The organism is Candidatus Pelagibacter sp., assembly GCF_052049995.1.
GTDB lineage: Bacteria > Pseudomonadota > Alphaproteobacteria > Pelagibacterales > Pelagibacteraceae > Pelagibacter.
This window is the reverse complement of record NZ_JBNGYX010000004.1, coordinates 19921-45854: the sequence shown is the minus strand read 5'-3', so window position 1 is coordinate 45854 and position 25934 is coordinate 19921. Positions and strand designations below refer to the sequence as shown.

Sequence of the window (25934 nt, the reverse complement as noted above, 5' to 3'; positions counted from 1 at the left end):
TGTTATGTATATATCTTACATGTTTAAAAATAAATTTTTAACATTTATATTGTTTCTTGCTATTACATTCTCTGCTTCATTGATTGGTGGTTTAGCTACTATTACATTTAAAGAGCCATGGTACTCATTATTAAATAAACCATCATTTAATCCACCAGATTGGATATTTGGACCTGTTTGGACCACCTTGTATACATTGATGACAATTTCAATATGGCTTTACTGGCATACAAAAAATAGAGATATGAATACTGTTTATATTTATTTTATTCATTTAGCATTTAATACAACTTGGAGTGTAGTTTTCTTTGTTTTCCATAATATGATTTTGGCTCTTTTAGTATTAATCATATTAATAGTATTGATAATCAATCTTATTTTAAGGTTTAAACGCGTCAAGATGTTGAGTTCCTACTTAATGATTCCTTATTTACTTTGGTGTAGCTTTGCACTAATTCTGAATACAAGCTTAATTATATTAAATTAGATATGGATGATGTTGTAGTAATTGGCGGAGGAATAATTGGGGCAGCAACAGCCTATTTTTTATCGAAAGAAGGTAGAAAAGTAAAAGTAATTGAAAGAGATCCTACTTATAAAACAGCTTCATTCCCATTATCTCTAGGTGGTTTTAGAAGACAATTTTTCCAAAAAGAAAATATTTTATTAGGAAAATTTGCAAGAGAATTTATTTTCCAAATACCAAAATTATTAAAAACAGAAAAAAATCCTAATCCTACTGCTAGCATGGTAACCAATGGATATCTTTTAATGTTTGGTCCTGAGCATGCTGAAGAACAATATAGAGCATTAGAAAATCATAAAGAATGTGATGCAGGAACAAAAAATATTAAAGGGTCAGAATTATCTAAAGTTTTCCCTTATGTGAATAGTGAAGGTATAGAGACAGCAACTTATACGGATAATCAAAGTGAAGGATGGATTGATCCATTTATGTTTCATAGCGCTCTTAAAAGTAAAGCTATAGAACTTGGAGCAGAATTTATTAAAGGTGAAGTAAAAAGTATTTCTGAAATAAATGCCAAAACAATTGTTTCTGCGGCTGGTTGCTGGACAAAAGAATTGTTAAAGGATATTCCTGTTGTTCCGCAAAAACATACCGTGTTTAGAGTAAAATGCCCAACATATATAAAAGATATGCCACTAAGTGGAGATTTAACAACCGGTGTTTATTGGAGACCAGAAGGAGGGGAATATTTAGCAGGATCACCTATTTCTGTATTTGATGCAGAAGATTTAGAACCAGCTTGGAATGATTTTGAGGAATTAGTTTGGCCAGCTCTTGCTAAGAGAATACCTGTTTTTGAAGAATTAAAATTAACTGGCGGATGGGCAGGTTTCTATGATTGCAATAAATTAGATAACAATGCAGTTGTTGGTAAGCATCCAAAATATGAAAATGTTTATATGGCCTCAGGTTTCACAGGTAGAGGATTAATGCAGGCACCAGGTGTTGGCAGAGCTTTAACAGAACTAATCACAACTGGCTCTTATCAAACAATAGATATAAGTGAATTTGCCGTAGAAAGAGTTTTAGGAAAAACAGCTAGACCAGAGCCATACGTCTTGTAATATAATTTTTTAATGAGCAATTTAGAAAATTCGTTAAATGAGTCGCTTAGTTTACTTAAAAGTAATAAATACAATGAGGCCTTAGAAATACTAAAAAAAATAGAGATTCAAGATTCAAGAGTATTTTTTTTACTAGGTACAATTTACTCAGTAATGAAAAATATAAATTTAGGAGAAGAATTTTTAATTAAAGCATCAAAGTTAGATAATAAGAATTCTTCAATTTTTAATAATCTAGCTAATTTGATGGTTGTAAAAGGAGATTTAGAATCTGCAAAAAAAAATTATTTAACAGCAATTGAAATTGATCAAAATATTGATTCAATGAGTGAAATAGCAAACATTTATATAAATGAAAATAATTTAGATGATGCGAAAAAATATCTTAATATGGCTCTAGAAAAAGATCCTGAACATAAAAAATCAAATTTTAGACTTGGAAATTTATATTTAAAATTAAATGAACATAAGAAAGGTTTAAATCATATTAAAAAAGCAACAGGATTTATAAGATTTAATAACTCAGGATTTGAAATTATTGAATGATTAGACAAGAAATTAATACTAAAAATAAAAACTTTATTGGTTGTTGGAAAATTGAAGATCAAAAATTGTTTTCAGGAATGATTGATTTTTTTGAGAAAAATGTTCATTTACAAAGCAAAGGAGTTACGGGATTTGGTCACAATGAAGAAAGTAAAAAAACTACTAATATTAATATAGACCCTTTGTTTTTGAAAAAAGAAAAATTTAATATGTTTAATGACTATTTTGAAGAGCTTTATAAATGTTATAATGACTACAAACAACAATGGCCATTTTTAACCAAGACTAATTCAGAATTAGACATTCCAACTTTTACTTTGCAAAAATATAATCCTGGAGATCATTTCTCTTTAATTCATTGTGAAAGAAACTCAACTTTAACGATGCATCGTGTATTTGCTTGGATGACTTATTTGAATGACGTTGGCTATGATAATGGAAGTACATATTTTTCCCATTATGATGTAAGGGTAAAACCAGAAATGGGAAAAACTTTGATTTGGCCCGCTGAATGGACTCATGCACATGCAGGTGAGATATTAAAAATTGATACAAAATATATAATTTCGGGCTGGATGTGTTATCCATTTGATTAATTTTAAGTTCCACAAAAAGTCTGATATTTCTCTTTTCTAGGAGGTGCTGGAACTTGATATTCTGTAATATTTTTTTGATGATCATACGGACTTTTTAAAATACTAAGTAGCACTTTCATTAGATCAAGATTCCCTTTGTCTGCAGCAGCCAGAGCTTCTTCTACTTTATGATTCCTAGGAATAACTGTTGGATTATTTGATTTCATAAGTTTGCTTTGTTTTTCCTTGGTTGAATTATTTAACTCAGATCTTTTTTTCCATTGATTTTTCCAATTGATAAAATCATTATTTCTGTAAATTTCATCAGAGTTGATGTTCATTAGATTACAGAAAGTATTTGTGTAATCTGCCTTATTTTTTTCCATCCAATTAAACAAATCATTAATTAATTTTTTATCATTTTTATCCTGACCAAATAGACCAAGCTTATCTCTCATCATATTTAACCACTTATCTTCATAAATATTTTGGAAATTATCTATTAAATCTGTAGCTAATTTAATTGCAGTATCTTCATCTTTATCAATTATAGGGATCAAACATTCAGCAAATCTTGCTAAATTCCACTTTGTAATTGGTGGTTGATTAGAAAAGGCGTATCTGCCAAATTTGTCTATTGAGCTAAATACAGTTTTTGGATCATAATGATCCATAAATGCGCATGGACCATAATCTATTGTTTCACCTGAAATTGCCATGTTATCAGTATTCATAACCCCATGAATAAATCCAACTCTCATCCAATTGATTACTAGCTGGCATTGTTTTTCCATTACAAGATTTAATAAATCTAATGCTTTTGAATTTGATGTTTTTATTTCTGGATAATGTCTGTTTATTGTGTAGTCGACTAAAGTACTTAAATTTTCAATATTTTGAGTTGCAGCAATATATTGAAAAGTTCCAACTCGAAGATGACTTGATGCAACTCTAGTTAATATAGCACCCTGTAAAAGATTTTCTCTTACAACTTTTTCTCCTGTTTTTACTACAGCTAGGCTTCTAGTTGTTGGAATATTTAATGAATGTATCGCTTCACTGATAATATATTCTCTAAGCATAGGTCCTAATGCTGCTCTCCCATCACCACCTCTAGAAAAAGAAGTTCTCCCTGAACCTTTAAACTGAATATCAAAACGGTTATGATTATTAACCAAATGCTCACCCAATAAAACTGCTCTACCATCTCCCAACATAGTAAAGTGTCCAAATTGATGACCAGCATACGCTTGCGCAATGGTATTAGTTTCTTCTGGTATGGAGTTTCCAGAAAATATTTCTGCTAATTTTTTTTTGTCTGTTTTTGAAAAATCTAAATTTAAAGTAGATGCTAGTTCCTCGTTTAAAATTACTAATTCAGGGTCATGAACAGGAGTTGGTTTAATATTTTCTTTAAAAGTATTTGATAACTTCGAATATGTATTATCAAAATGCCAACCAATGGTCATTTTAATTAACTAACTTCAGCCTGATTTTCTTTTGGTTTAACTTCTGTTTTAAATTGATTAGAGATTTTTTGTACTTCAACAGAAGATACTTTGTATTCTGCACACATTGTTTCTTCATCTTTACCATGACCTGTAACCATATTAACCATATGCTCTGGGAAATGGAATGTAGTAAACACAATTCCTTCTTTAACTTTATCTGTAACCTCAACTTTAAGTGCAACCTCACCTCTACCAGAATAAAGTCTTCCAATATCACCAGTATTTAGATCTCTATGAGCTGCATCTTTAGGATGAATTAACAAAACATCTTCATCAACAATATTTATATTTTTTGTTCTTCTAGTCATTGTTGCAGCGTTGTAATGTTGTAAAACTCTGCTAGTTGTTAAAATCAATGGGTAGTCTTTTTGATTAGCTTCTATTTCTGATGATTCTTTCCAATCAAAGTTTTTAAGTCTGCCTTTACCTAATTTAAATGTTTCTGTATGTAAAATTTTTGTATCAGTTCCATCTTCTTGAACTGGCCATTGAAGTCCGAACTTTCCTAATCTTTCTCTAGTTACTCCCTTAAAGAAAGGAACTATGTCAGCAATCTCTCCTAGAACTTGATCAGCGTCATAAGTTGGTTGGTCAAAACCTAATTTTTGCATCATTTCAGTTACAATTAATCCATCAGGTTTAGTCCCTGGTAGAGGAGGTACAGCTCTGTTCACTCTTTGAATTCTTCTCTCAGTATTTGTAAAAGTTCCATCTTTTTCTAGGAAAGTTGTACCTGGCAGAACAACAGTTGCTAATTTTGCTGTTTCACTCATAAATATTTCTTGAACAACTAAAAGCTCTAAAGAGTTCATAGCTTCAATAACATGTGCGCTATTAGGATCTGTTTGAACAATATCTTCACCTATAATCCATAAACCTTTTAATTCCTTGTTTATTGCAGCTTCAAACATTTGAGGAATTTTTAATCCTGGTTTAGTTGGGTGTGTTACTCCATATTTTTCTGTATAGAATTCTTGATGCTTTTCATCAGCCACAGGAAAATATCCAGCGCCTTGGTGTGGTTGACATCCCATATCTGCTGCACCTTGAACATTGTTTTGGCCTCTTAAAGGATTAACCCCAACACCTTTTCTTCCAATGTTTCCAGTAATCATTGCTAGATCTGCAATTAGCATGACTGTTTTTGAACCTTGTTCGTGTTCAGTAACTCCTAAACCATGAAATTCCATTGAATTTCTTGCAGTAGCATATGCAATTGCTGCTTCTTTAATTAATTGCTTATCTACACCTGCTACTTTTGCTAAATGATCTACATCTTGTCTTTCAATTTCTTTTAAGAAATTATCAAATCCTTCAGTTCTATCTCTAACAAAATCTGCATTATAAAGTTTTGATTTAATAATAAAGTGCAACATCATATTTAGAACTGCAACGTTGGTTCCTGGTCTTAATTTAATATGGTAATCTGCAAGTTTTGCTAGTTCAGTTGTAACTGGATCAAGAACAATTAGTTTTTTACCTTTCATTACTTGCTGTTTTATTTTAGCACCTGTTACAGGATGAGCATTAGTTGGATTAGCTCCAATGACTAAAAATAAATCTGCATGATAAATATCGTCTGTAGAGTTAGTCGCTGCTCCCGTTCCAAAAGTTTGTTGCATTCCCCAAGCTGTTGGTGAATGACAAATTCTTGCGCAACAGTCTACACTGTTGGTTCCTACCGCAGCTCTAATCATTTTTTGGAAAACATAATTTTCTTCATTCGTACATCTCGCAGAAGAAATTCCAGCAAAGGCATCTGGACCATTATCTTTTGTAATTCTGTTCATTTCCTTTTTGATAAAATCATAAGCTTCTTCCCAAGAAGCTTCTTCAAATTTTCCATTTCTTTTAATTAGAGGTGATTTTAATCTGTCTGGATGATCATAAAAACTAAACGCATATCTTCCTTTAATACACGTATGTCCAGCATTAACTTCTGTTTGTTTAGGCGTATCAATAGCTACAACTTTATCATCTTTAATCGAAGCCTCTAAATTACAACCAACACCGCAGTATGAACAAGTTGTTCTAACTTTTTTATCTACTGCAGCGGACTTTGATTGAAAAACATCTGAGATAGCATCTGTTGGACAAGTGTGAGCGCAAGCACCACAAGAAACGCATGAACTATCTCCAAACATCATGTCGTTATCAGTTGTTATTCTTGATTCAAATCCTCTTCCACTCATTGTTAAAACGAATGAACCTTGAATTTCATCACAGGCTCTGACACATCTTCCACAATTGATACAATTATCTAAATTCATTCTCATGTAATCATGAGATGTATCTCTTGGAATTCCTTTATGTTGTTTTGGACTGTTATATCTGTGATCAGATACCCCTAAATCGTTTGCTACTGTTTGTAATTCACAGTTGTTATTTACCTCACAAGTATCACATTCCATTGGATGGTCTGTTAATACTAATTCAACAATATTTTTTCTAAGATCTTTCAAAGATTCATTTGACGTAAATATGTGTTGATTCTCAGCAACTGGAGTATGGCAAGAAGCAACTACTCTTGTAGGGCCATCTTTTTCTAAAGCAACCTCAACTGAACACACTCTACAAGCTCCATAAGGTGCTAAATTTGGATCATCACATAAAGTAGGAACTTTTTTTTCACCTACATAGCTTTTTACAAATTTTAAAATAGACGAATGATTTGGTCCGATTTCATACGGTTTTCCGTCAATATAAGCAATTTTTCTTTTCTCTGAACTCATTAATTATCTTTAACCATATCATTTTTCATTTCATCCCCAAAGTACTTTAGAATGTTCTGAATAGGAGTGGGTATAGCTCCACATAAAGCACATAAACATCCTTTTTTCATTGTAACAAGCAATTCTTCAAGCAATTTCAAAGGTATTTTGGCAGTTTTCTTTTTAGCTTGGTCAAACATTTCTTTACCTCTGTAAGATCCAAGTCTTCCAGGGAAACATTTTCCACATGATTCTTCAGCAGAAAATTCAAATAGATGATGAATGTATTCTGCCATAGAAAAATCTTTAGGAATACTCACCACACTAGCATGACCTAACATGAAACCTTTTGCAGTAAACTCCTGAAAATCTAAATTAAGATTTTCTATTTCACTTAATGGAACCACACCACCAAGTGGGCCACCAATTTGAAAAGCTTTTAATGGTTCTTTGTATCCTCCACCAATTTCATTAAATATTTTTTTCATTGGAGTACCCATATCAATTTCATAAACACCTGGGTTGTTAAAGAAACTATCCAAACAAACTAATTTAGTACCTGCTGATTTTTTATTTCCTATAGATGAAAACTTCTCAGAACCATTTATTAAAATTCCAGTTGCAGCTGCTAAAGTTTCAACATTGTTAACAACAGTTGGTTTTTTATATAATCCTTCTGTAACAGGAAAAGGAGGTCTAACATCAACTTCTGCTCTTCTTCCTTCAATAGATGCAATCAAAGCTGTTTCTTCTCCACAGATATACGCACCTTGACCAATACAAATTCCTAAATCAAATGAAAAATCTGTTCCTAAAATATTTTCACCTAATAATCCTAATTTTTTAAGTTCGTTTATACTCCCATTTAATGCTTCAATTGATTTTGGATATTCTCCTCTTATATATAAAACACCCTCATCACTCCCAATTACATAACCACATATTACCATTCCAAAAATAACTTTTAAAGGTTGGTCTTCTAATAAATATCTATCTGAGAAAGCACCAGAGTCGCCCTCATCTGCATTACAGATAACATATTTTTTATCTCCTTTTGCTTTACTGCAGAAATCCCATTTCATTCCTGTTGGAAAACCTGCACCACCTCTTCCTGTTAAATTTGAGTCTAATAATGATTTTACTATTTCTTTTTTATCTGATTTTAGAAATTTACTTAATTGATCTTTGAATTGGTCTGTAGAAGAAAGTTTATCATCCATTAAAAAACTTGTTGTCGCATAACTCTTAGAAAAAAATTTTTCTTGCTTAATTTCCTCACCTTTTAAAATCTGATCAATTTTTTCTATATCTTTACCAGCATAATTTTCTCCATCATAGTGAAATGCATGGTTTTCATAACAATGACCTAAGCAGAACATTTCTCCAACTTTGTCATCACCTAGTTTTTCCTTGAGCTTATCTTTTAATTTGTCTTGAGTACCTGCACACATGCACGCACTACCGTTACAAACGAAAGCTTTTTTTTCTCTATGAGAAGGTCTTAAAAACTCATAAAAGGATTCTGCACCATGGAGAGTTGAAACACCTAGGTTATGTTTTTTGGCAATTTCTTTAATATCTTGAGGATTATCGCTTAAAGTATTTTCTGAGATTTGCTTAAATAGGTTATCTTTTAAGCCTATTCTGCCTGATAAATTACTTATATTTTTTGACACAAATACCCTTTTATTAATTTAGTCCACAATAACTTTTTTGTTATTTGTGTAAATATTAAAACTGTCCCTCTTTACGAAACCAACAAGGGTAATGTTAAATTTATTCGCTAAATCGATAGCAAGACTAGTTGGCGCACCAACGCCTATCATTATACCTATATCCGTCATCAAAACCTTTTGAACCAGCTCAAAATTAAGTCTTCCGGAGCATGTGATAAATTGAGATTTTGGATCAATTTTACCATTTTTTAAAGTGCAACCAATAAGCTTATCTAATGCATTGTGTCTTCCTACATCTTCTCTTAAATCTATCAGTTCCCCACTAGAATTAAAGAGACCACTTGCATGAATACCACCTGTTTTGCTGAACTCTGATTGAGCTTCTCGTAAAGTATCAGGAGATTGAACTATAATATCTTTTGAAATTTTTGGTTCAGAAGCGTGAGTTTTATTTTTTTTTACAATCTCAAGTGCATCTAATGAAGATTTTCCACATACACCACAGGAAGAATTAGTTAAAAAATCTCTTTTTATTTTCGCTATATTAACATTTTCTGAATTTATTAAAGTTGCTAAGATTTTATTTTGGAGGTTGTATTGGCCAACTTTTTCACCATAACTTTCAACAGAAGCAATATCTTCTAAAGATGTAATAATTTGTTCATTAAACAAAAAACCTGTTACCAAGTCTTCATCATGACCTGGTGTTCTCATTGTGATAGATAAATTTTGATTAATCCATTTATCTTCTGATTTATATTTTAGAGAAATTTCAAGAGGCTCTTCAATGGATATTAAATCTTCGGTATCACTAAAATTTTTTGAAGAAAATTTTGTAACTTTATATTTTGAATTCATTAAATTATTTTAAAGGATAATTTTTTTTCAAAAGATATTTGTTAACAATTATTGCCAATAATAGAATAATAATACACCCAAAAATTATTGGATTAATTAGATAATCGTAAGAGGCACTACCTATAATTACCATTATAGGATTTCCTCCAGCTGGTGGATGGACAACATTCAATAATATCATTAAAAATACCCCGATACCAACTGCAGCTGCAATATTGATATAAATAGGTAGTGGAATAAAATGAACAAAAATCACACCAACTAAAGCTGTTACCAAATGTCCAAAAAAAACATTTTTTGGTTGAGCAAATGGACTTTCAGGAAAACCAAATAACAAAACCATGGAAGATCCAAAAGACCCTGCTATAAAATAGCCAAGAGTACTTTTGTAAGTAAGCACTGTTAACACACCAATTGTGAATGCTGAAAAAAATCCAGCAATTAATGCTTTCTGCAAAATAGGTTTTGAAATATTAATCATTTAAATTTTTAAAGCTTTTGCAATTGTTCTTAAAGGTAATAACAAACATTCTTTCCTGGAGAGGTTTTTTTTATCAAAAATTTCCATAAAATCCTTCCAGTGTTTCTCTAAAGTTACTTTAACATCATCAAACAATTGCTCTCCAATTTCAATAAATCCTTTAATTTCCTCTATCTTTTTTTCCTTTATTTTTCTTGATAGTAAACTAACTGAAGCCTGACAATAAACACATGATTTGCACTGATAAGCCATGTCTTTTACAACTTCATCCTTAACAACTAAGCTTATTTCCATTTCATCTCCACATAATGGATTTTTGTGTTTAGATTTATGAGTATAATTTTCGAGGACTTTATTGTTCTCTGTGTGAGAGGCAATTTCTAAAATTCTAAGGTCCATTTAATTTCTTTAATTCAAGTTTGAATGTTTTATATTTTAACTAATGCAACATAACAATATTTTAGGCACAGTGCTAGCAGGCGGAAAGTCACAAAGATTTGGTGAAGATAAATCACAAGTGAACTTAGCAAACAAGCTATTAATAGATTACGTGTTGTCGGAAATAATTGATCAATTTAAAGAGATTTTGATTGTCTCAAATAATTCGATAAATTTTCAAAGTTCAGAAAAAATAACTAAAATTGAAGACTATAAAAAAGGACTTGGTCCTTTATGTGGAGTTTTATCTGCCATGAAATGGATCAAAACAAATAAAAGAGATTACCAGTGGATAGCAACATTTCCTGTGGATACTCCTTTTTTTAAGAGACAAATACTTAAAGATTTTATTAAAAATATTAATTTCAATGAAAGCGATTTATTTTTTATTAAATCGAATAATACAAGACATAATATTTTTGGCCTATGGTCAATAAAATTACTAGATAGGTTAGAAAAAGACTTAAATGATGGAGAAAGAAAAGTAGAGTTATGGGCAAATAATGTTGGAGTTAAAATAATTAATATGGAGTTTCCAAATAATGATCCTTTCTTTAATATAAATACAAAAGAAGATTTAGAAAAAGCTAAAGAAATATTGAAATGTTAAGTTACGAGCAATCTAAGAAAATATTAAAAAAAGCAAAAATAAAGATTAAAGATGAAAAAATTAATAGTATTAAATCCTTAAATAGAGTTGTTTCTAGCAATGTTTATTCTAATATAAATTATCCAACCGGAGATAATGCTGCTTTTGATGGATATGCGATTAATTCAAAAGATACAAATCAGATTAAAAAAAATTCTCAAAAACAATTCAAGATAATTGGCTCAATTGCTGCTGGTTCTAAACCATTAAAGAAAAAAATTAAAAAATTTGATGCAATAGAGATAATGACAGGAGGGATTATTCCAAAAGGGTTTGATTCAATTATTCCTATTGAGCAAATTAATTTCTATCCAAATAAAAATAATAAAAAATATATTTTAATAAATCAAAAAATTAAAAAATATAATCACGTAAGATTTGCAGGCTCAGATTTTAAAAGAGGTGAGGTTGTAATAAAAAAAAATACAATTGTTCAACCAAACCATATTTTAGCTTTTAAAAGTTTAGGTATTAAAAAAATTAAAGTAAAAAAAAGGATTAACATATTATTTTTTTCAACAGGAAACGAAATATCAGACAAAGATAATATTCCAAATTGGATGGTAAGAAATTCCAACACACACTATATAAAAAACTTAAATCAAAATTTTTTATTTAATTTTAAAAGTGGCAGTATATTAAGAGACAATCATCAAAATATTTTTAAACAAAAAATAAATAAATTAATTAAATCTAAAGATGATATTATTATTACATCAGGTGCAGTGTCTGCAGGTAAATTTGATTTTATACCTGACGTTGTTAAAAAATTTAAGTTATCAAGTTACTTTAAAAGTGCTGCAATTAGGCCAGGAAAACCTATAATGTTTGCAAAAATTAAAGGGAAAGAAAAGGCTATATTTGGACTTCCTGGAAATCCGATCTCTTCAGCCGCATGTTTTAGATTTTTTGTAATTCCATATATTTTAAATGCTTTAGGACTATCAGATGAAAAATCAATTAAAGCTATTTTGACGAATGGTTTTAATAAAAAAAAGAATTTTACAAGATTTGTAAAGAGCCAATTAAGCACAACTAAAAATGGAAAATTAAATGTTGAAATTTTAAAAGGTCAAGAATCTTTTAGAATTAAATCATTTGTAAAATCAAATATTTGGGTTTTGTTACCAGCTGGTAAATCAAAATTTAAAAAAGGAGATATCGTTGATTGCTTTTTCCCCAACCTTTCAAATCAAAATTTAGTTTAGAAACGTATTTTTGTTGTAGAAAATTCTATTTACAATTAGATTTCTGAATATGTTAGAGTTGAGAAATCCAAGAATAGCTATTCCTGTAGTGCTTTTTGCTGGTCTGCTATGGTCGTTCGGCCCATTAGTAGTTCGATACATGGATAATCCTCAATTGGTGCCTTGGCAATATATTTTTGGAAGAGGTTTAACGATTTTCATCCTATTAAATCTGTATTTATTTTTCGAAGAAGGAAAAAATTTTTACAAAAACTATTATAAAATAGGTTTATCTGGAGTAATTGGCGGATCTGGATTGGGGGTCGCTATGATTACATTTATTTATTCAATTACAAATACTAGTGCTGCAGTTACTTTGCTTTGTTTGGCAGCGATGCCTTTTTTTACAGCGTTATTGGCATTTTTATTTTTAAAAGAAAAAATTTCTCTTAATGTTTGGATATCAATCATAATTGCAACAGTTGGAATAATTATTATGGCTTTTGATAATACTGGCGAAAAATCATTAATTGGTTTTGTGTTTGGTCTAACGTCTTCAATTGGTTTCTCAGTTTTTTCTGTAACCTTAAGATGGAGAAAAGAAACACCAAAATTTACAACAGTTGCTTTTGCAGGTTTATTTTGTTTCGTGTTCGCAACAATTATGATTTTATCAAAAAATCTAGTTTTTTTTTCATCTAGTTATAATGGAACTTTGTTTTCCTTGCATGGAACGTTAGTTTGTTTTGGATTAATTTTATATTCGATTGGATCTAAGGCAATACCCGCAGCAGAATTGACGCTATTATCTTTAACTGAAGTTGTAGGAGGAATTTTTTGGGTTTGGCTTCCAATATTTGGAATTAACGAAGTACCATCCACCAACACTATAATCGGTGGTTTTTTTCTTTTCATATCTATATTTTATTACAGTTTAATAATGAGATGGAACAAAAGATACATAGCATTAAATTAATATGGAACGACCAGATTTTTTTGAACTTAAAAATGGTGAAAAAGTAAAATTACCTTTTACAAATAAAGAATATAATGATCGAGTAAGCAAACTTAGATCAGTGATGGATCAAAATGGTCTTGATATGGTTATTTTAACTTCAATGCATAACGTTGCGTATTACACAGGTTTTATTTATTGCTCTTTTGGTAGACCATACGGATGTGTGATCACTCAAAATAAAATCTCAACAATTTCAGCTAATATTGATGCAAGTCAACCATGGCGTAGATCTCATTGTGATAATGTTATTTATACTGATTGGAAGAGAGATAATTTTTTAAGAGCCATTGTTTCAATCGTTGGAAGAGACGAACCTCCAAAAAATATTGGAATTGAAAATGATCACGTCACGTTAGATATACGAGAAAAAATAGGGTCTATTTTTACTTTCTCTGTGTTTAGTGATGTTTCAAAAGATCTAATGAAACTTAGAATGATTAAATCGAACGAAGAAATTGAGATCATTAGAAATGGTGCAAGAATTGCAGACATTGGTGGTGAAGAAATAGTTAAAAATATTAAAGAAGGTAATACAGAGATCGAAGTAGCAATTGCAGCAAGAGATAGAATGGAAAGAGAGATTGTTAAAAGCTATCCAGGTGCAGAGTATATGGACACTTGGGTATGGTTTCAATCAGGTATCAATACAGATGGTGCTCACAATCCAAAGACTAATAGAAAATTAGTTAAAGGAGATATTTTATCTTTGAATACTTTTCCAATGATCTCAGGATATTACACTGCACTAGAGCGAACTTTATTTTTAGATCATGCTGATGATGCTTCTCTTAAAGCTTGGGAGGCAAATGTTAAAGTTCACAAACGTGGATTAGAATTAATTAAACCAGGCGTTAAGTGTTCTGATATTTGTAATGAGCTTAACGAACTTTTTGCAGAGCTTGGTTATCTTCAGTATCGAACTTTTGGTTATGGACATTCATTTGGTATGCTTTCACATTTTTATGGAAGAGAGGCTGGATTAGAATTAAGGGAAGATATTGATACGGTGTTAGAAGAAAACATGGTTGTTTCGATGGAGCCAATGATCATGATACCAGAAGGTAATACTGGTGCAGGTGGATATAGAGAACACGATATTTTAGTGATTGGTAAAGATGGAGCAGAAAATATTACAAAATTTCCTTTCGGCCCAGACCATAATATTATAAAAAATTAACCTTTATGAGTGAGAATAAAACTATTGTTAATAGTTGGAATGAGTGGGATCCGTTAAAACATGTAATAGTTGGTAGAGCGGATGGTACATGTATACCTGCGCCTGAACCAGCGTTAGATGCAAAAGTTCCTGAAGACAGTGATATGCGAGGTCAGTTTGGACCAAGAACCAAAGATACTGTTGATAAAGCAAATGAATTATTAGATAACTTTTCAAACATTTTAGAAATAAGAGGCATTAAAGTTGATCGTCCAACACCAATAGATTTTAATCAAAAAACATCCACTCCAGATTGGGAATCTGAAACAATGTTTGGTTGCATGCCTCCAAGAGATGTTTTGTTAACAGTGGGCAATGAAATTTTAGAAGCAACAATGAGTTACCGATGTCGTTGGTTTGAATATTTATGTTACCGACCACTTTTAAAAGATTATTATAATCAAGATCCTAATATGAGACACGAGTCTGCTCCAAAACCAAGACTAACTGATGCAGATTACAGAAAAGATTATTTATCAGATAAAATTGGTGTTCAAAAAAGATTAGAGTGGACTGAGAAAAAATATTTCGTAACTACTGAAGAAGAACCATTGTTTGATGCAGCAGATGTATTGAGATTTGGAAAAGATTTAGTTGTTCAGCATGGATTTACAACAAATTTAAAAGGAATAGATTGGCTTAAAAGACATTATAAAGATCACAGAGTTCATGCAGTTAACTTCCCAGGTGATCCTTACCCAATTCACATTGATGCAACTTTTACACCAATAAAGGAGGGTTTAATTATTAATAATCCACAAAGAAGACTTCCTAAAGAACAAAGAAAATTATTTGAGGATAATGGTTGGGAAATAGTGGACAGTGCACAACCAGCGCATAACGAACCACCACCACTATGTTATTCGTCAACATGGCTATCAATGAATGTTTTAGTATTAGATCCTAAGACTGTATGTGTGGAAAAAAGTGAAACTTATCAAGCTGAACAATTGGATAAATTAGGAATGGAAGTTATACCAGTTGAACTTAGAGATGCATATGCTTTTGGTGGAGGCCTTCATTGCTGTACAGCTGATGTTTATCGAGAAGGCGATTTAAAAGACTATTTTCCAAAGCAATAATTTATTTGAAATTAAGATTAACTTGGATTTTGTTTTAAAAATTCAATGTATTTAATTACATCATCGTATTTTTCATCAGGAATATCTTTATAGCTAGCATTGAATTTGCTTTTCACACAAATAGCAACGTGAGCATATGGGTTTCTTCCTTTAGGGTGATTTGGGTGATCAGGTAATTGACCCACCAAATAATCGCCAGCTTCCTGAATAATTTTCCAAAGTTTACTTGCGTTTTCTTTGTTCATACTATTTCAAACTTTGTTTTATCTCTTAAATGTTGTTAATTAAATTGCACTTTAAAAATATTATCGTCTGCCCTTAGCACTTGCGTGCTTTTCTAAGATTTTTTTGGCATTAAACTTTGCCTCTTCTGTTTTTTTAATCATCCAAATCTTATCTCTTGCAATCTTCGATGAAGAATGGTGATCAACAATTGGATTTGGATAATGTTTTCCTATTTCGATACCTAGGCCCTTTTGATCAATATAGGTTAGTTTCCATGGCTCATGGACTAATTTATTGGGTACTTCTTTTAATTCTGGCACCCATTTTTTGATAAAATCTCCTTTAGGATCTTGATCAATTGATTGTTTAATTGGATTGTAAATTCTTATTGAATTTATTCCTGTTGTTCCTGATTGCATTTGAAATTGTGAATAATGAATGCCTGGCTCATAATCTGTAAATAATTTTGCTAAATGTTTTGATGTTTTTTTCCAATCAAGCCATAATTGATAAGACGCAAATGAAACTAACATTGCTCTCATTCTAAAATTAATCCATCCATTAGTTCTGAGGTACCTCATACAAGCATCAACAAAGGGATAACCAGTAGTTCCATTTTTCCATGCTAAATGATAATCTTCATTAAAATCATTTTCTCTTATTCCATTATAAGCGCTATTCATATTTCTAAATTCAATTTCTGGTTCATCATATAACTTTTGAATAAAATGACAGTGCCAGGCTAATCGACTTTTAAATGCAATTAAGGATTTCTTTTTTGAAAAAGATAATTTAGATTTTAATTTATCGTTAGTTTTTGTAAAAATTTCTTTAATAGAAATATTTCCGAATGCAATATGAGGACTTAATCTAGAACAAGAAGTTTCCCCAGTTATTGGTGAAGACATTTCTTTTTGGTAATTTTCTGATCTGTCATTAAGGAATGAATCTAAAAGTTGAAGTGCTTTTTGTCTTCCGCCAATTTGAATTTTTCCATTTTCTAAATTATTTGTTTTTATTTTCGATAAATCTTCTACATAATCATCTGAAATAAACTCACAATTTAAATTTGAATTAACGCTTTCACTATCTATAAATTTATTCCAATTATATGACCATTTATTTCTAATTCTATGATTTAGTTGAACGCCAAATTGATTTGATATTTTCCAGCTAATATTTTTTTCTTTAAATAAAAAACTAACTTCTTTATCTAAGTTAGTTATATACATGTTCTTGAATATTATATTTGAATAAACCTCATTTATTTTAAATTTATCAGTTAAAAGACTTAAAATTTCTAATGTATCTCCATAATATATATTGAGTTTAGCATTATATTTTTCACTTAGTGTTTTTGATAAATCGTCTAATGATGATTTTAAAAAATCTAAATGGAATGAGCTTGATGTAGGTAATTTGTGATATTCTTTATCAAATATGTAAATTGGTAAAATCTTTCCTAATTTTATAGCTTCGTTAAATGCATCATTATTAGATACACGTAGATCGTTCCTGAACCATACGATTTTGTTCATTTTAAATATTTAAAGACTGATTTTGAAAGTTCTTGAAGTTTTGTCGTCTGATACTTTTAAAATTTTAAATTTTGAAGTTTTCTCAAGCTTTTGACCTTTGTTTGTAACAAAAGATTTCATTTTCTTAACTTCACCTTCGGGCATTTTTCTTGTGTACTTCAATGTATGTTTTTTTGAACCTATAACAAATATTGTTTTCATGAGATTTTAAATACAAATATATTTATTATCTGTCTCTGTGACATAAGTTTCATTTAAGACTTTGGGATTATTTTGATATCGAGAATTTACTAAAGAGATGAAAGAAAAGGAGAGAATAGAGCGTAATCGTGCTGCATTGGCTAGAGAACAAAGACGTATTTTTTGGTGCAATGCCTATGAACAAGGTAATTATGTCAGTATTTACTCTGATAGATATAAAAGACGAGAAAAAAAGTATGAATATTATTAATCTAAATATTTATCTAAAAAATAAACTTTTTCTAATATCCATAATTTCTCTTATTTGTTTGTCTTTAATAGCATTCCAAGAAACAAATAAAGTGCATAATTGATATAAGGCAAATATCTCATTTTTTTGATTTTGAGACAAATTAGTATCTGCCTCTACATAGTTTTCAAAATAAGAAATATTATTTCTTGCACAGTTTAAATAATATTTACAAGCATCAGTTACTGTAGCTGTTGACCACCAGTTTGAGTCTCTGAAAAGATTAGATATTTCTTGATAGAAAGAACTTGTTTCAGAAATAACTAAATCTTTTTGAACACTTTCTGAAAATTGATCTAATTCAAATTGAATTAAAGCTAATATCTTTTTTTCACTACTTCTCTTTACAAGTAGCTCAATGACATTTTTATATGACATTGATTGAATTTTATTCCAATTATCAAAAAAATCGTTTGGTGCTTTGTTTAGATCACTCATATTTTATAAAATTTTTAAATTTACTATTGAAATTACACTAAATTAACTATGCCAATATTAACAGTTTTAATTTTAAATTTTTAGTCTAGTGGAATTAAATGAAAAAATTATTTATATTTTTATTTATATTTTTAAATATTGCTAATTATTCCAAGTCAGACGATTTCTTTGAAGATATAACTTATCAAATATTAGAAAATCAACCTAGATTAAGTTATGGCGTGTCTGTTTCGGACGTAAACAATGATGGTACCTTTGAATTTATAGTTACTGGATTTGGATTTAATAATTTAGCCTTAGCTCATAAAAAAGGTATTTTGTTTAATTCAATTGACCAAAGTATATTTGTAGACAAAAATCGTAAAACAATAGGAGTAGCATCTTGTGATATTGATCAAGATGGTTATGAGGAAATATATTTTTTAAACACAGACACTTATAGTGGAAACAAAAGATATTCAGATAGATTGTTAGATTTTGATGGAAATAAATTTATTGATTTATTTGAATTAGAAATAAATCAAAAAAATTTAAATCTTACAGCAGGTAGATCAGTTGTATGTGTAGATAGAAATGGAAACGGAGCTTATGGAATATACGTTGCAAATTATGGAGGTCCAACAAGATTTTATGAAAAAGATGGAAATCAAATAATTGACAAAGCTGTGGAGCTAGGTATTGACAAAATTACTGGAGGCAGAGCAGTTATTTCAGGTAATATTTTATCCGGAAGATCAGATATTTTTGCTGCAAATGAAAGAGGGGAAAATTTTTTATATTATAATAATAATGGAAATTTTGTTGAACTTGCAAAAGACTATGCTGTTGATGATATCTTTCAAAACGGCCGAGGGACTGCGTTAAGTGATATTTATTATCGAGGAAGATTAGATATTTTAACTTCAAATTGGGAGGGCCCTCATCGAGCATTTGTTTTAAAAGATGGTAAGTTTGTAGACATAGCTGACAAAACATTTAGTACTCCATCAAGAATTAGAACAGTAATCTCAGCCGATTTTGACAACGATGGTTATGATGAGGTGTTCATGAATAACATTGGTGAGCCAAATAAATTATTTAAAATTTTAGATAATGGTGAGTTCAAAGAAATAAATATTGGAAATGCTTTAGAAACTAATGGATTAGGAACAGGGGCAGCAGTAGCTGATATTGATGGTGATGGAATACTCGAACTTTTGGTTTCTCATGGTGAGTCAGGTTATCAACCTTTAACTTTATATAAGGCAAATTCAAAAAATGATTATTTAAGAATTAAACCAATTAATATTTATGGAGCTCCGGCAAGGGGTGCCACAGTTACACTTATTTCAAATTTAAGAACACATTCTAAAACAATAGATGCAGGCTCAGGTTACTTGTGTCAAATGGAGCCAGTGGCACATTATGGAATTCGAAAAAATGAGAGAAATATTAAGATTTTAATTACTTGGACAAATGGAAAAGAAGATATTTTTGAAATTAAAAATTTAAATAAAACATTGGAAGTTAAACAAAAAAATTAATCTTTTTATGAAAAAATTTTTATTAATAATATGCACTGTATTTTTAGTTTTGTCTTATAACTCAAGTTTAGAAGCACAAGAAAGAGATTATTATCAAGAATTAGTAAATGAGTGGAGTAAAATATTTCCAGATAGAAATAGAAACGCTGCTGGTCCAAAATTTTTTAAACATATATTAAATAAAGATATTACTTATCAGGAATTTGTAGAGTTTAATAAACTTTATTGTGCTGTATCCGGTTCTTTAATTGATCCTAACGCTGAACCTGAAGAAGTATATTTACAAGAAGTCAACACAAATAAAAAAATTTGTGGGGATTACTACAGATGCTGTATTCCATGTTCTTGTGATGTGATGAAATATTCAAAAGTTGATAAAATGAAACATAAATTTAAAGATATCGAAAAAGAGTTTTATGTTTTAACCATTAAAAACCCGTGTGGAAAAAAAAATTTTCCTAAACAAGTAAATAGAGATTATTTTTGTAATGGTGAAAGTTTATCAAAAGATCAAGTTGTTGAATTAAATAATAGGCTAGTTATTGGATTATTCCATCAAGCTAAATCTTGTGATAAATCTGAAATTGTCAAAATAGATAATCATCAAGTGACTGGTTTATTTTGTGAATTTAGAAACAATACGCCTGATGAACAATTGCAAAGTGGAATGGGAGATATTTTTATAAAATTGGCAAGATGATTTAGAAAAAAATGAGTAAAGAAAAAAATATTAAAACCTATGAACTTTTTAAACAAGATAGATTTCTTGGTATTCTTGTTCATTTATTGACTGGATTAGGAATTGTTGCTGGTTTTTTTGCTTTAATTGCTGTTATGAATAACAACCAAAAAGCGGCTTTTCTTTGGCTTGGGTTTGCATTTTTAATAGACAGTGTTGATGGAACTTTAGCTAGAAAATTTAATGTGAAAAAAAATTTGCCACATATTGATGGTAAAATGTTGGATAGTATAATTGATTTTTTTAACTACGTTATAATACCATCAGTAATGATTTATTGGTTTAGGTATGTACCAGACCAGTTTATTTTATTAATTCCTGTAATTTTGATTTTTATTTCTATTTATTCTTATGTGAATTTGAATATTTTAACAAATGATAATTACTATAATGGTTTTCCAGCTATTTGGAATGTAATCGTACTTTATTTTTATATTTTTGGCACCAGCCAAAATTTTAATTTGATATTTCTAATTTTGTTAATATTACTAAAATTTTCTCCTTTAAAATGCATTCATCCTTTAAGAGTTAAAAAATTTAAAAGTTTATCAATATTTTTTGCAATTTTTTGGTTCATTACTTCAATTTTGCTAATTTTAATAAAGGATTTAAACATAAACCCAGTATATGAGGTTTTCTTAATGTTTTTATGGGTTGTTTCAAATATTTATTTTATATCTGTAAGCATATTTAAAACATTCAAAAATTAATTAATTTAATTAGGGAGCCAGGAATTATAAAGCTTATTTTTTTTATCTATTGGAATTTCAATTGTTTTATTTTGCCTAGATGAAGCATAGACTGCGGTGACAAATTCTAAAGAATTTCTAGCATCTGTTAAGGTTACCTCATCACTAGGCAAACCGTTAAGTTTATTTGCTATTTCCTCAAACATACCAGCATACCAGGATTTAGTTTGTTTTACTTTAGATAATACATCTTCAATTTGACTTTGTGTTATAGGTGTTCTTGCTAAAAAATTCCACTCATCGTCAGCTGGGCTATAAGGTTTTTCAGGAGAAGCAGCAGACTCGGCAGTTAACCCCTCAAAACAAAATCGAAGTCTACTAATATCGTTTGCAGCACCCAATGTAATAGAACTTGTAACAAGAGCTCCAGTTTCCATTTCAATTGAAAGAGCAGCACAATCCTCAACCTCAATATCATTTACTCTAGTTGTTAGTTTTGCGAAAACATTTGATACAGGACCAAGGATCATACTAACTAAATCATGAATATGAATAGAGTGACTTAAAATTGCTCCACCTTGTTCACCTTTCCAGGTTCCTCTCCATGGTTTTGAATAGTAATCTTTTCCTCTATTCCAGTGAGTTTCTAAAGATGCAACCAATGGTTTTCCTGCCAAACCAGATTTGATTAATGCTTTTAACTTTGAAAATCCTAGACCATATCGATATTGAAATACTGGAAAAATAATTTTACCAGTTTCTTTGCTAATTTTTTCTAATTCATCCACTTCTTTAAGGCTTGAGACTAAAGGTTTTTCACAAATTACATGCTTACCAGCCTCCATAGCTTTTTTACAAGCAGAAAAATGTAAGTGAGGTGGAAGACAAATATCAATTATATCAATTTCTTTAACTTTTAATACATCTTCAAAATTAAGAGAAACTTTTGTTTCTGTATTTGACTTTAATATTTTATCAATAGATTCTCTGGTTAAACCACATAAGGTGTGAACATTAAATCTCTCAGATACTTTTTGAAAATCTTCGAAATGTTTTGCTCCTATATTAGTTCCAATTATAGCTACTTGATATTTTTTCATTTTTTTTCAGCTTGCTCTTGAGCTTTAATAGCAAGTTCCATTGAAAGATAAGTAAGATCTTGAGGACATGCAGTTTCTGTTCTGTTTAAAACATCATTAATTAAATTACTAAAGTATGGTAGCTTATCATTAGAACAATCAATATGTTTCACCTCATCATTATTTGCTAAAAATAAATGATTACCTTTTTCTGATTTTGCTAAATCTGTATATTTTCTTATTTCAATAAAACCCTTGTCTCCAAGGATTAACAATCTTCCATCTCCCCAAGTTGGAAGTGCATCTGGAGTAAACCAATCTAGGCGAATATAACCATGCCCACCATTACCTGTAAGGTTCACTTCACCAAAATCCTGAAAACCAGGCATATCTTTCTTTGTCGTATTTTCTACTAATGCATGGTTGATTTTTGCCTGATTTGATTTTGTAAATATTAAAAATTGATGAATTTGGTGAGAACCAATATCGGTAATAATTCCTCCATAACTTTGACGATTATAAAACCAATCAGGTCTTACATAGTTTCCTTGCCTATGTGGACCTGTACCAATAGTTTGTTTTACTTTTCCTATTTTGCCCTCATTTACTAATTCTTCTGCTTTAGCAACTGCAGCAACGTGAAATCTCTCTGAAAAATTTACTGACCATATTTTTCCAGTTTCTTTTACTGTTTGTTTAATTTGATTTAATTGATCTAGGGTAGTGCAGCCCGGTTTATCTACCATAACATCTTTGCCAGCATTTAAAGCATCTATTGAATGACCAGCTCTATCTACAGGGATCGAAGATATTAAAATCATATCAATAGATGAGTCATTTAATATTTCCTGTTTATTTTCTTTTCTCTTAACATTAGGGTATTTTTTATTAAATTCCTGAAGAGTTAAAGGATCTCCTTCTGTCCAAAAACAATTACAACTACAACCTTCTTTAATCATTTCATCTAACATATCGAAAATATGTCCATGATCTATTCCAATTACCCCAAGGTTGAGCGTTTTTTTCATCAATTAATAAGAACCTTTTTGTTTTGCACCTTTATAAAAAATTTCTTGCAAGTGATCATTTTCTTTTTTTCTAAGTAAAATACTTTCATCACTCATTAAAGCGTTAGTTCTATGTATAACCTCATGATAATGAAATTTATCCTCACCTCTTGCAACCTGAACACTATTTTTACCTAGGGTTTGTTTTACATTTGTGCTTATATAACTTTGGATAACAAATCCTATTCTTCTATCATCACTTTTATTTATTCCTGATCCATGTACTATTCTTGGATGATGCAAAGACATTTGACCAGCTTTAAGTTCTATAATTTTAACTTTATCTTCAGGCACATTTTCTACTGTTTGACCTCTAGTAAGTAGGTTGCCTTCATTAAATTTCTCATTATGATCTTTAATATTTAAATGTGATTTAGGCCACATTTTCATACACCCATTATTTTCATTTGAGTCTGTTAATGCTACCCATGCTGTAACCCAATTGTGTGGCTCTAATCCTATGTACTTTGCATCTTGATGATAGCTTACAAAACCTTGCTCATTAGGGTTTTTAATAAATAAAGTAGTACTGCAAACTAAGATATTTTTTCCAATAATACTTTCTACTGCATCTAAAATTTTTGAATTATGAACAATCGAATCAAGTTTTGGCGAAATTAGATGGACATTATATCTTCCTGCATTATCTATTTCACTGGGCATTTTTTTTTCAATTAATTCTATTTCTTTTCTTGCCTCTAATGCTTCACTATCCGATAAAACTTCAATAGGGGATATGTACCCTTGATCTTCATACTGTTTAAGTTGATTTGATGATAGATAAGTCATATTATTCTGAAAAGATTATATGAGCTTAATCATTTCTTCAATAATTTATGGCCGAAGTATTTAAATTAGGAATTGCTACTGACAATAATCAACCCATCTCGGAAGTACATTCAATTGAAGTTTTAGCAAATAAAGGAATAGTAGGAGATCGTCATTTTCATGAGTCTAATGATCCTTACAATCAATTGTCATTAATAGAATCTGAGAATATAGATGAATATAATATTAAATTTGGCCTTAATATTCCTTATATAGATTTCAGAAGAAATGTAGTCACAAAAGGCATTAAATTAAATGATTTAATTGGAAAAAAAATTAAGGTTGGAAATGTAGAATTAGTGGCGATTGAATTATGTCGTCCATGCAGACATTTAACTGAAATGCTTGACCAAAAAAATATACTTAAAGAATTTATGAGGAAGGGTGGACTAAGGTGTCAAATTCTCACTTCTTCAAAAATTAATATTGGTGATAAAATAGAATTATCTAATATTTAAGTTTTTGCAATTCATTAACTTGAGTTTCATCTAGTGTTGCAGGCGCATCAGGATCTAATTCCAATCCAGCAGGTGTAATTGTTGCTGGAACTGGTGTGAATGTTGAGTCTGGATTTTCAACAGTGCGTCTAACCTTCATTCTATACAAACCAAATACACCAATTATTGAGTGTGCTATAATTAAAAATACAAACAAACCATTTAATCCAAACCATTCCATGAAAATTGCACACAAAATAGGACCACTAATAGCTCCTACACCAAAAATTAATTGTAATCCACCACCTGCAGCAACAAATTTAGATTTTGGAACAAAGTCATTAGTATGTGCAAGGTTAAGTGAGAATAATGGTAGACATAAACTTGTATAAAGTCCAACAGCTATAAAAAAGATTATTTTTCTAAAAGCAAATTCATCCATATAGTAAATATTTTGTATAGGATCATTTGAAGTTAAAATTGCAATAAATGCTAAAAGAGAACTTCCAAATGTTGTTATGACTATCACTCTCCTTCTGTCAAAAATATCTGAAAAATAACCAATAGGACCCTGACCTAAAACACCAGCAATTGTTGCAACAAACAAAAGTATAGATGTTTCAAATAAAGTAAATTTTGCGATTGTTGCATACACAGAAATTAAAGAAAAGAAAGCTGCATGAATTATTCCTGTAAAGAAAGAGCTTAAAGAACCAAGAGGTGAGATTTTATAAAGTTCTAGAATACTTATTGTTTCAATTTTTTTAAATTTAGGAGCGGGTCTTTTTGTTAATAAAATAGGAACTAGAGCAACAGAAAGTAAAACAGAAACCAAAATAAAGGGTTCATAAGCTTCAGGTTTACTTATATTAAGTAAAAGCATACCTAGAGCTAAACCAAAATAAATTACCATCATATATGCAGATAATAGTTGCCCTCTATTTTTATTAGTTGCTCTATCGTTTAACCAGCTCTCAGTAACGACATAACAACTAACTAAACTTATACCTGTTATAAATCTACTAATTGTCCACATAAGTGGATTTACATAAACAACTGCTACTAAAGCACTTAAAGATGCAAGCGAAGCGAATGCAGCAAATACTCTTATATGACCAACTTTTGAAACAAAATTAGGAGTAGTTTTTGAGCCTATAAAGTAGCCAACATAATATCCAGACATGAAGATACCAGTTGTAAAAACACTAAAATCCTCAAGTACTGACCGAATACCCATGATTTGCATTTGCAATCCATGAGCAATCATCATTACTCCTATCCCAATAAATAGAGCCCAAGACTTTTTTACTTCTTTTTGCATGCTTTGTTTTTAAAATTTA

At 30.1% G+C, this 25934-nt stretch carries 27 protein-coding genes; 13 read left to right on the top strand and 14 right to left on the bottom strand.

Translation table 11 applies throughout. From position 1 onward, the window contains the following. Positions 1–4: 4 nt before the first annotated feature. The 4 genes from ACTT9Y_RS04480 to ACTT9Y_RS04465 are packed head-to-tail and all read left to right on the top strand — an operon-like array spanning position 5 to position 2735. Positions 5–487, top strand: a complete 483-nt coding sequence (locus ACTT9Y_RS04480) for a TspO/MBR family protein (protein ID WP_440933203.1) — start codon at positions 5–7, stop codon at positions 485–487. Positions 488–489: 2 nt separating this feature from the next. Continuing rightward, positions 490–1593, top strand: coding sequence for an NAD(P)/FAD-dependent oxidoreductase (locus tag ACTT9Y_RS04475; protein WP_440933202.1), 1104 nt, complete (start codon positions 490–492; stop codon positions 1591–1593). A gap of 12 nt (positions 1594–1605) precedes the next feature. Further along, a complete protein-coding gene (locus ACTT9Y_RS04470; RefSeq protein ID WP_440933201.1) occupies positions 1606–2139 on the top strand; it encodes a tetratricopeptide repeat protein in 534 nt (177 codons plus the stop codon). Beyond that, positions 2136–2735: a 2OG-Fe(II) oxygenase gene (locus tag ACTT9Y_RS04465; protein ID WP_440933200.1), complete on the top strand. Its 600-nt coding sequence runs from the start codon at positions 2136–2138 to the stop codon at positions 2733–2735. Before ACTT9Y_RS04470 ends, ACTT9Y_RS04465 begins: the two co-directional genes overlap by 4 nt. Before the next feature lie 2 nt (positions 2736–2737). On the opposite strand, the gene ACTT9Y_RS04460 is transcribed toward ACTT9Y_RS04465, so the two are convergent. The 6 genes from ACTT9Y_RS04460 to ACTT9Y_RS04435 are packed head-to-tail and all read right to left on the bottom strand — an operon-like array spanning position 2738 to position 10350. Next, positions 2738–4183, bottom strand: coding sequence for a protein adenylyltransferase SelO (locus ACTT9Y_RS04460; RefSeq protein WP_440933199.1), 1446 nt, complete (start codon positions 4181–4183; stop codon positions 2738–2740). A gap of 5 nt (positions 4184–4188) precedes the next feature. After that, a complete protein-coding gene (gene fdhF / locus ACTT9Y_RS04455) occupies positions 4189–6957 on the bottom strand; it encodes a formate dehydrogenase subunit alpha (protein WP_440933198.1) in 2769 nt (922 codons plus the stop codon). Further along, entirely contained in the window at positions 6957–8612 is a 1656-nt protein-coding gene (locus tag ACTT9Y_RS04450; protein WP_440933197.1) for an NADH-ubiquinone oxidoreductase-F iron-sulfur binding region domain-containing protein, read from the bottom strand. The genes fdhF and ACTT9Y_RS04450 overlap by 1 nt, the downstream gene beginning before the upstream one ends. Positions 8613–8630: 18 nt before the next feature. Further along, positions 8631–9470 (bottom strand): formate dehydrogenase accessory sulfurtransferase FdhD, encoded by an 840-nt coding sequence (fdhD, locus tag ACTT9Y_RS04445; protein ID WP_440933196.1) that lies wholly within the window; start codon positions 9468–9470, stop codon positions 8631–8633. Positions 9471–9474: 4 nt separating this feature from the next. Continuing rightward, complete coding sequence (locus ACTT9Y_RS04440) at positions 9475–9951, bottom strand: HPP family protein (protein ID WP_440933195.1); 477 nt, start codon at positions 9949–9951, stop codon at positions 9475–9477. Next, a complete protein-coding gene (locus tag ACTT9Y_RS04435) occupies positions 9952–10350 on the bottom strand; it encodes an iron-sulfur cluster assembly scaffold protein (protein WP_440933194.1) in 399 nt (132 codons plus the stop codon). Between the two features lie 43 nt (positions 10351–10393). Here ACTT9Y_RS04435 and mobA point away from each other — a divergent pair, with 43 nt between their 5' ends. From mobA to ACTT9Y_RS04410, 5 genes are read left to right on the top strand one after another with little or no spacing between them, the layout of a single operon-like run. Continuing rightward, on the top strand, positions 10394–10999 hold the full coding sequence (gene mobA / locus ACTT9Y_RS04430; protein WP_440933193.1) for a molybdenum cofactor guanylyltransferase: 606 nt from the start codon (positions 10394–10396) through the stop codon (positions 10997–10999). Then, complete coding sequence (locus tag ACTT9Y_RS04425; RefSeq protein ID WP_440933192.1) at positions 10993–12246, top strand: molybdopterin molybdotransferase MoeA; 1254 nt, start codon at positions 10993–10995, stop codon at positions 12244–12246. The genes mobA and ACTT9Y_RS04425 overlap by 7 nt, the downstream gene beginning before the upstream one ends. Positions 12247–12295: 49 nt before the next feature. Beyond that, positions 12296–13201 carry a DMT family transporter gene (locus ACTT9Y_RS04420; RefSeq protein WP_440933191.1) on the top strand — a complete coding sequence of 302 codons (906 nt, stop codon included), beginning with the start codon at positions 12296–12298 and terminating at the stop codon, positions 13199–13201. Position 13202: 1 nt separating this feature from the next. Beyond that, complete coding sequence (locus ACTT9Y_RS04415) at positions 13203–14420, top strand: aminopeptidase P family protein (RefSeq protein WP_440933190.1); 1218 nt, start codon at positions 13203–13205, stop codon at positions 14418–14420. Positions 14421–14425: 5 nt separating this feature from the next. Next, a complete protein-coding gene (locus ACTT9Y_RS04410; RefSeq protein ID WP_440933189.1) occupies positions 14426–15541 on the top strand; it encodes a serine/threonine protein kinase in 1116 nt (371 codons plus the stop codon). Between the two features lie 17 nt (positions 15542–15558). Here ACTT9Y_RS04410 and ACTT9Y_RS04405 read toward each other — a convergent pair whose 3' ends face one another. The 4 genes from ACTT9Y_RS04405 to ACTT9Y_RS04390 form a co-directional block, all read right to left on the bottom strand. Further along, positions 15559–15786 carry a hypothetical protein gene (locus ACTT9Y_RS04405; protein ID WP_440933188.1) on the bottom strand — a complete coding sequence of 76 codons (228 nt, stop codon included), beginning with the start codon at positions 15784–15786 and terminating at the stop codon, positions 15559–15561. A 60-nt stretch (positions 15787–15846) separates the two neighbouring features. Next, entirely contained in the window at positions 15847–17304 is a 1458-nt protein-coding gene (locus ACTT9Y_RS04400; protein ID WP_440933187.1) for a deoxyribodipyrimidine photo-lyase/cryptochrome family protein, read from the bottom strand. Positions 17305–17313: 9 nt separating this feature from the next. Next, positions 17314–17505 (bottom strand): hypothetical protein, encoded by a 192-nt coding sequence (locus tag ACTT9Y_RS04395; protein WP_440933186.1) that lies wholly within the window; start codon positions 17503–17505, stop codon positions 17314–17316. A 259-nt stretch (positions 17506–17764) separates the two neighbouring features. Further along, positions 17765–18232: a hypothetical protein gene (locus ACTT9Y_RS04390; protein WP_440933185.1), complete on the bottom strand. Its 468-nt coding sequence runs from the start codon at positions 18230–18232 to the stop codon at positions 17765–17767. Positions 18233–18330: 98 nt separating this feature from the next. Here ACTT9Y_RS04390 and ACTT9Y_RS04385 point away from each other — a divergent pair, with 98 nt between their 5' ends. Genes ACTT9Y_RS04385 through ACTT9Y_RS04375 form a run of 3 tightly spaced genes read left to right on the top strand, consistent with a single transcriptional unit; the run spans position 18331 to position 21204 of the window. Next, entirely contained in the window at positions 18331–19755 is a 1425-nt protein-coding gene (locus tag ACTT9Y_RS04385; RefSeq protein WP_440933184.1) for a CRTAC1 family protein, read from the top strand. Between the two features lie 7 nt (positions 19756–19762). Continuing rightward, the gene (locus tag ACTT9Y_RS04380; RefSeq protein WP_440933183.1) at positions 19763–20455 is read left to right on the top strand and encodes a hypothetical protein; all 693 of its coding nucleotides are present in this window, start codon (positions 19763–19765) and stop codon (positions 20453–20455) included. An 11-nt stretch (positions 20456–20466) separates the two neighbouring features. Further along, a complete protein-coding gene (locus ACTT9Y_RS04375) occupies positions 20467–21204 on the top strand; it encodes a CDP-alcohol phosphatidyltransferase family protein (RefSeq protein WP_440933182.1) in 738 nt (245 codons plus the stop codon). 5 nt (positions 21205–21209) lie between these two features. On the opposite strand, the gene ACTT9Y_RS04370 is transcribed toward ACTT9Y_RS04375, so the two are convergent. Genes ACTT9Y_RS04370 through ACTT9Y_RS04360 form a run of 3 tightly spaced genes read right to left on the bottom strand, consistent with a single transcriptional unit; the run spans position 21210 to position 24118 of the window. After that, a complete protein-coding gene (locus ACTT9Y_RS04370) occupies positions 21210–22283 on the bottom strand; it encodes a Gfo/Idh/MocA family protein (protein ID WP_440933181.1) in 1074 nt (357 codons plus the stop codon). Next, entirely contained in the window at positions 22280–23290 is a 1011-nt protein-coding gene (locus ACTT9Y_RS04365; RefSeq protein ID WP_440933180.1) for a Gfo/Idh/MocA family protein, read from the bottom strand. The genes ACTT9Y_RS04370 and ACTT9Y_RS04365 overlap by 4 nt, the downstream gene beginning before the upstream one ends. Positions 23291–23293: 3 nt before the next feature. Continuing rightward, on the bottom strand, positions 23294–24118 hold the full coding sequence (locus ACTT9Y_RS04360; protein ID WP_440933179.1) for a phytanoyl-CoA dioxygenase family protein: 825 nt from the start codon (positions 24116–24118) through the stop codon (positions 23294–23296). A gap of 47 nt (positions 24119–24165) precedes the next feature. Between ACTT9Y_RS04360 and ACTT9Y_RS04355 the strand changes: the two genes are divergently transcribed. Beyond that, complete coding sequence (locus ACTT9Y_RS04355; protein ID WP_440933178.1) at positions 24166–24615, top strand: MOSC domain-containing protein; 450 nt, start codon at positions 24166–24168, stop codon at positions 24613–24615. Here ACTT9Y_RS04355 and ACTT9Y_RS04350 read toward each other — a convergent pair. Beyond that, positions 24605–25915: an MFS transporter gene (locus tag ACTT9Y_RS04350; RefSeq protein ID WP_440933177.1), complete on the bottom strand. Its 1311-nt coding sequence runs from the start codon at positions 25913–25915 to the stop codon at positions 24605–24607. The two genes, ACTT9Y_RS04355 and ACTT9Y_RS04350, sit on opposite strands and share 11 nt — an antisense overlap. Positions 25916–25934: the final 19 nt, after the last annotated feature.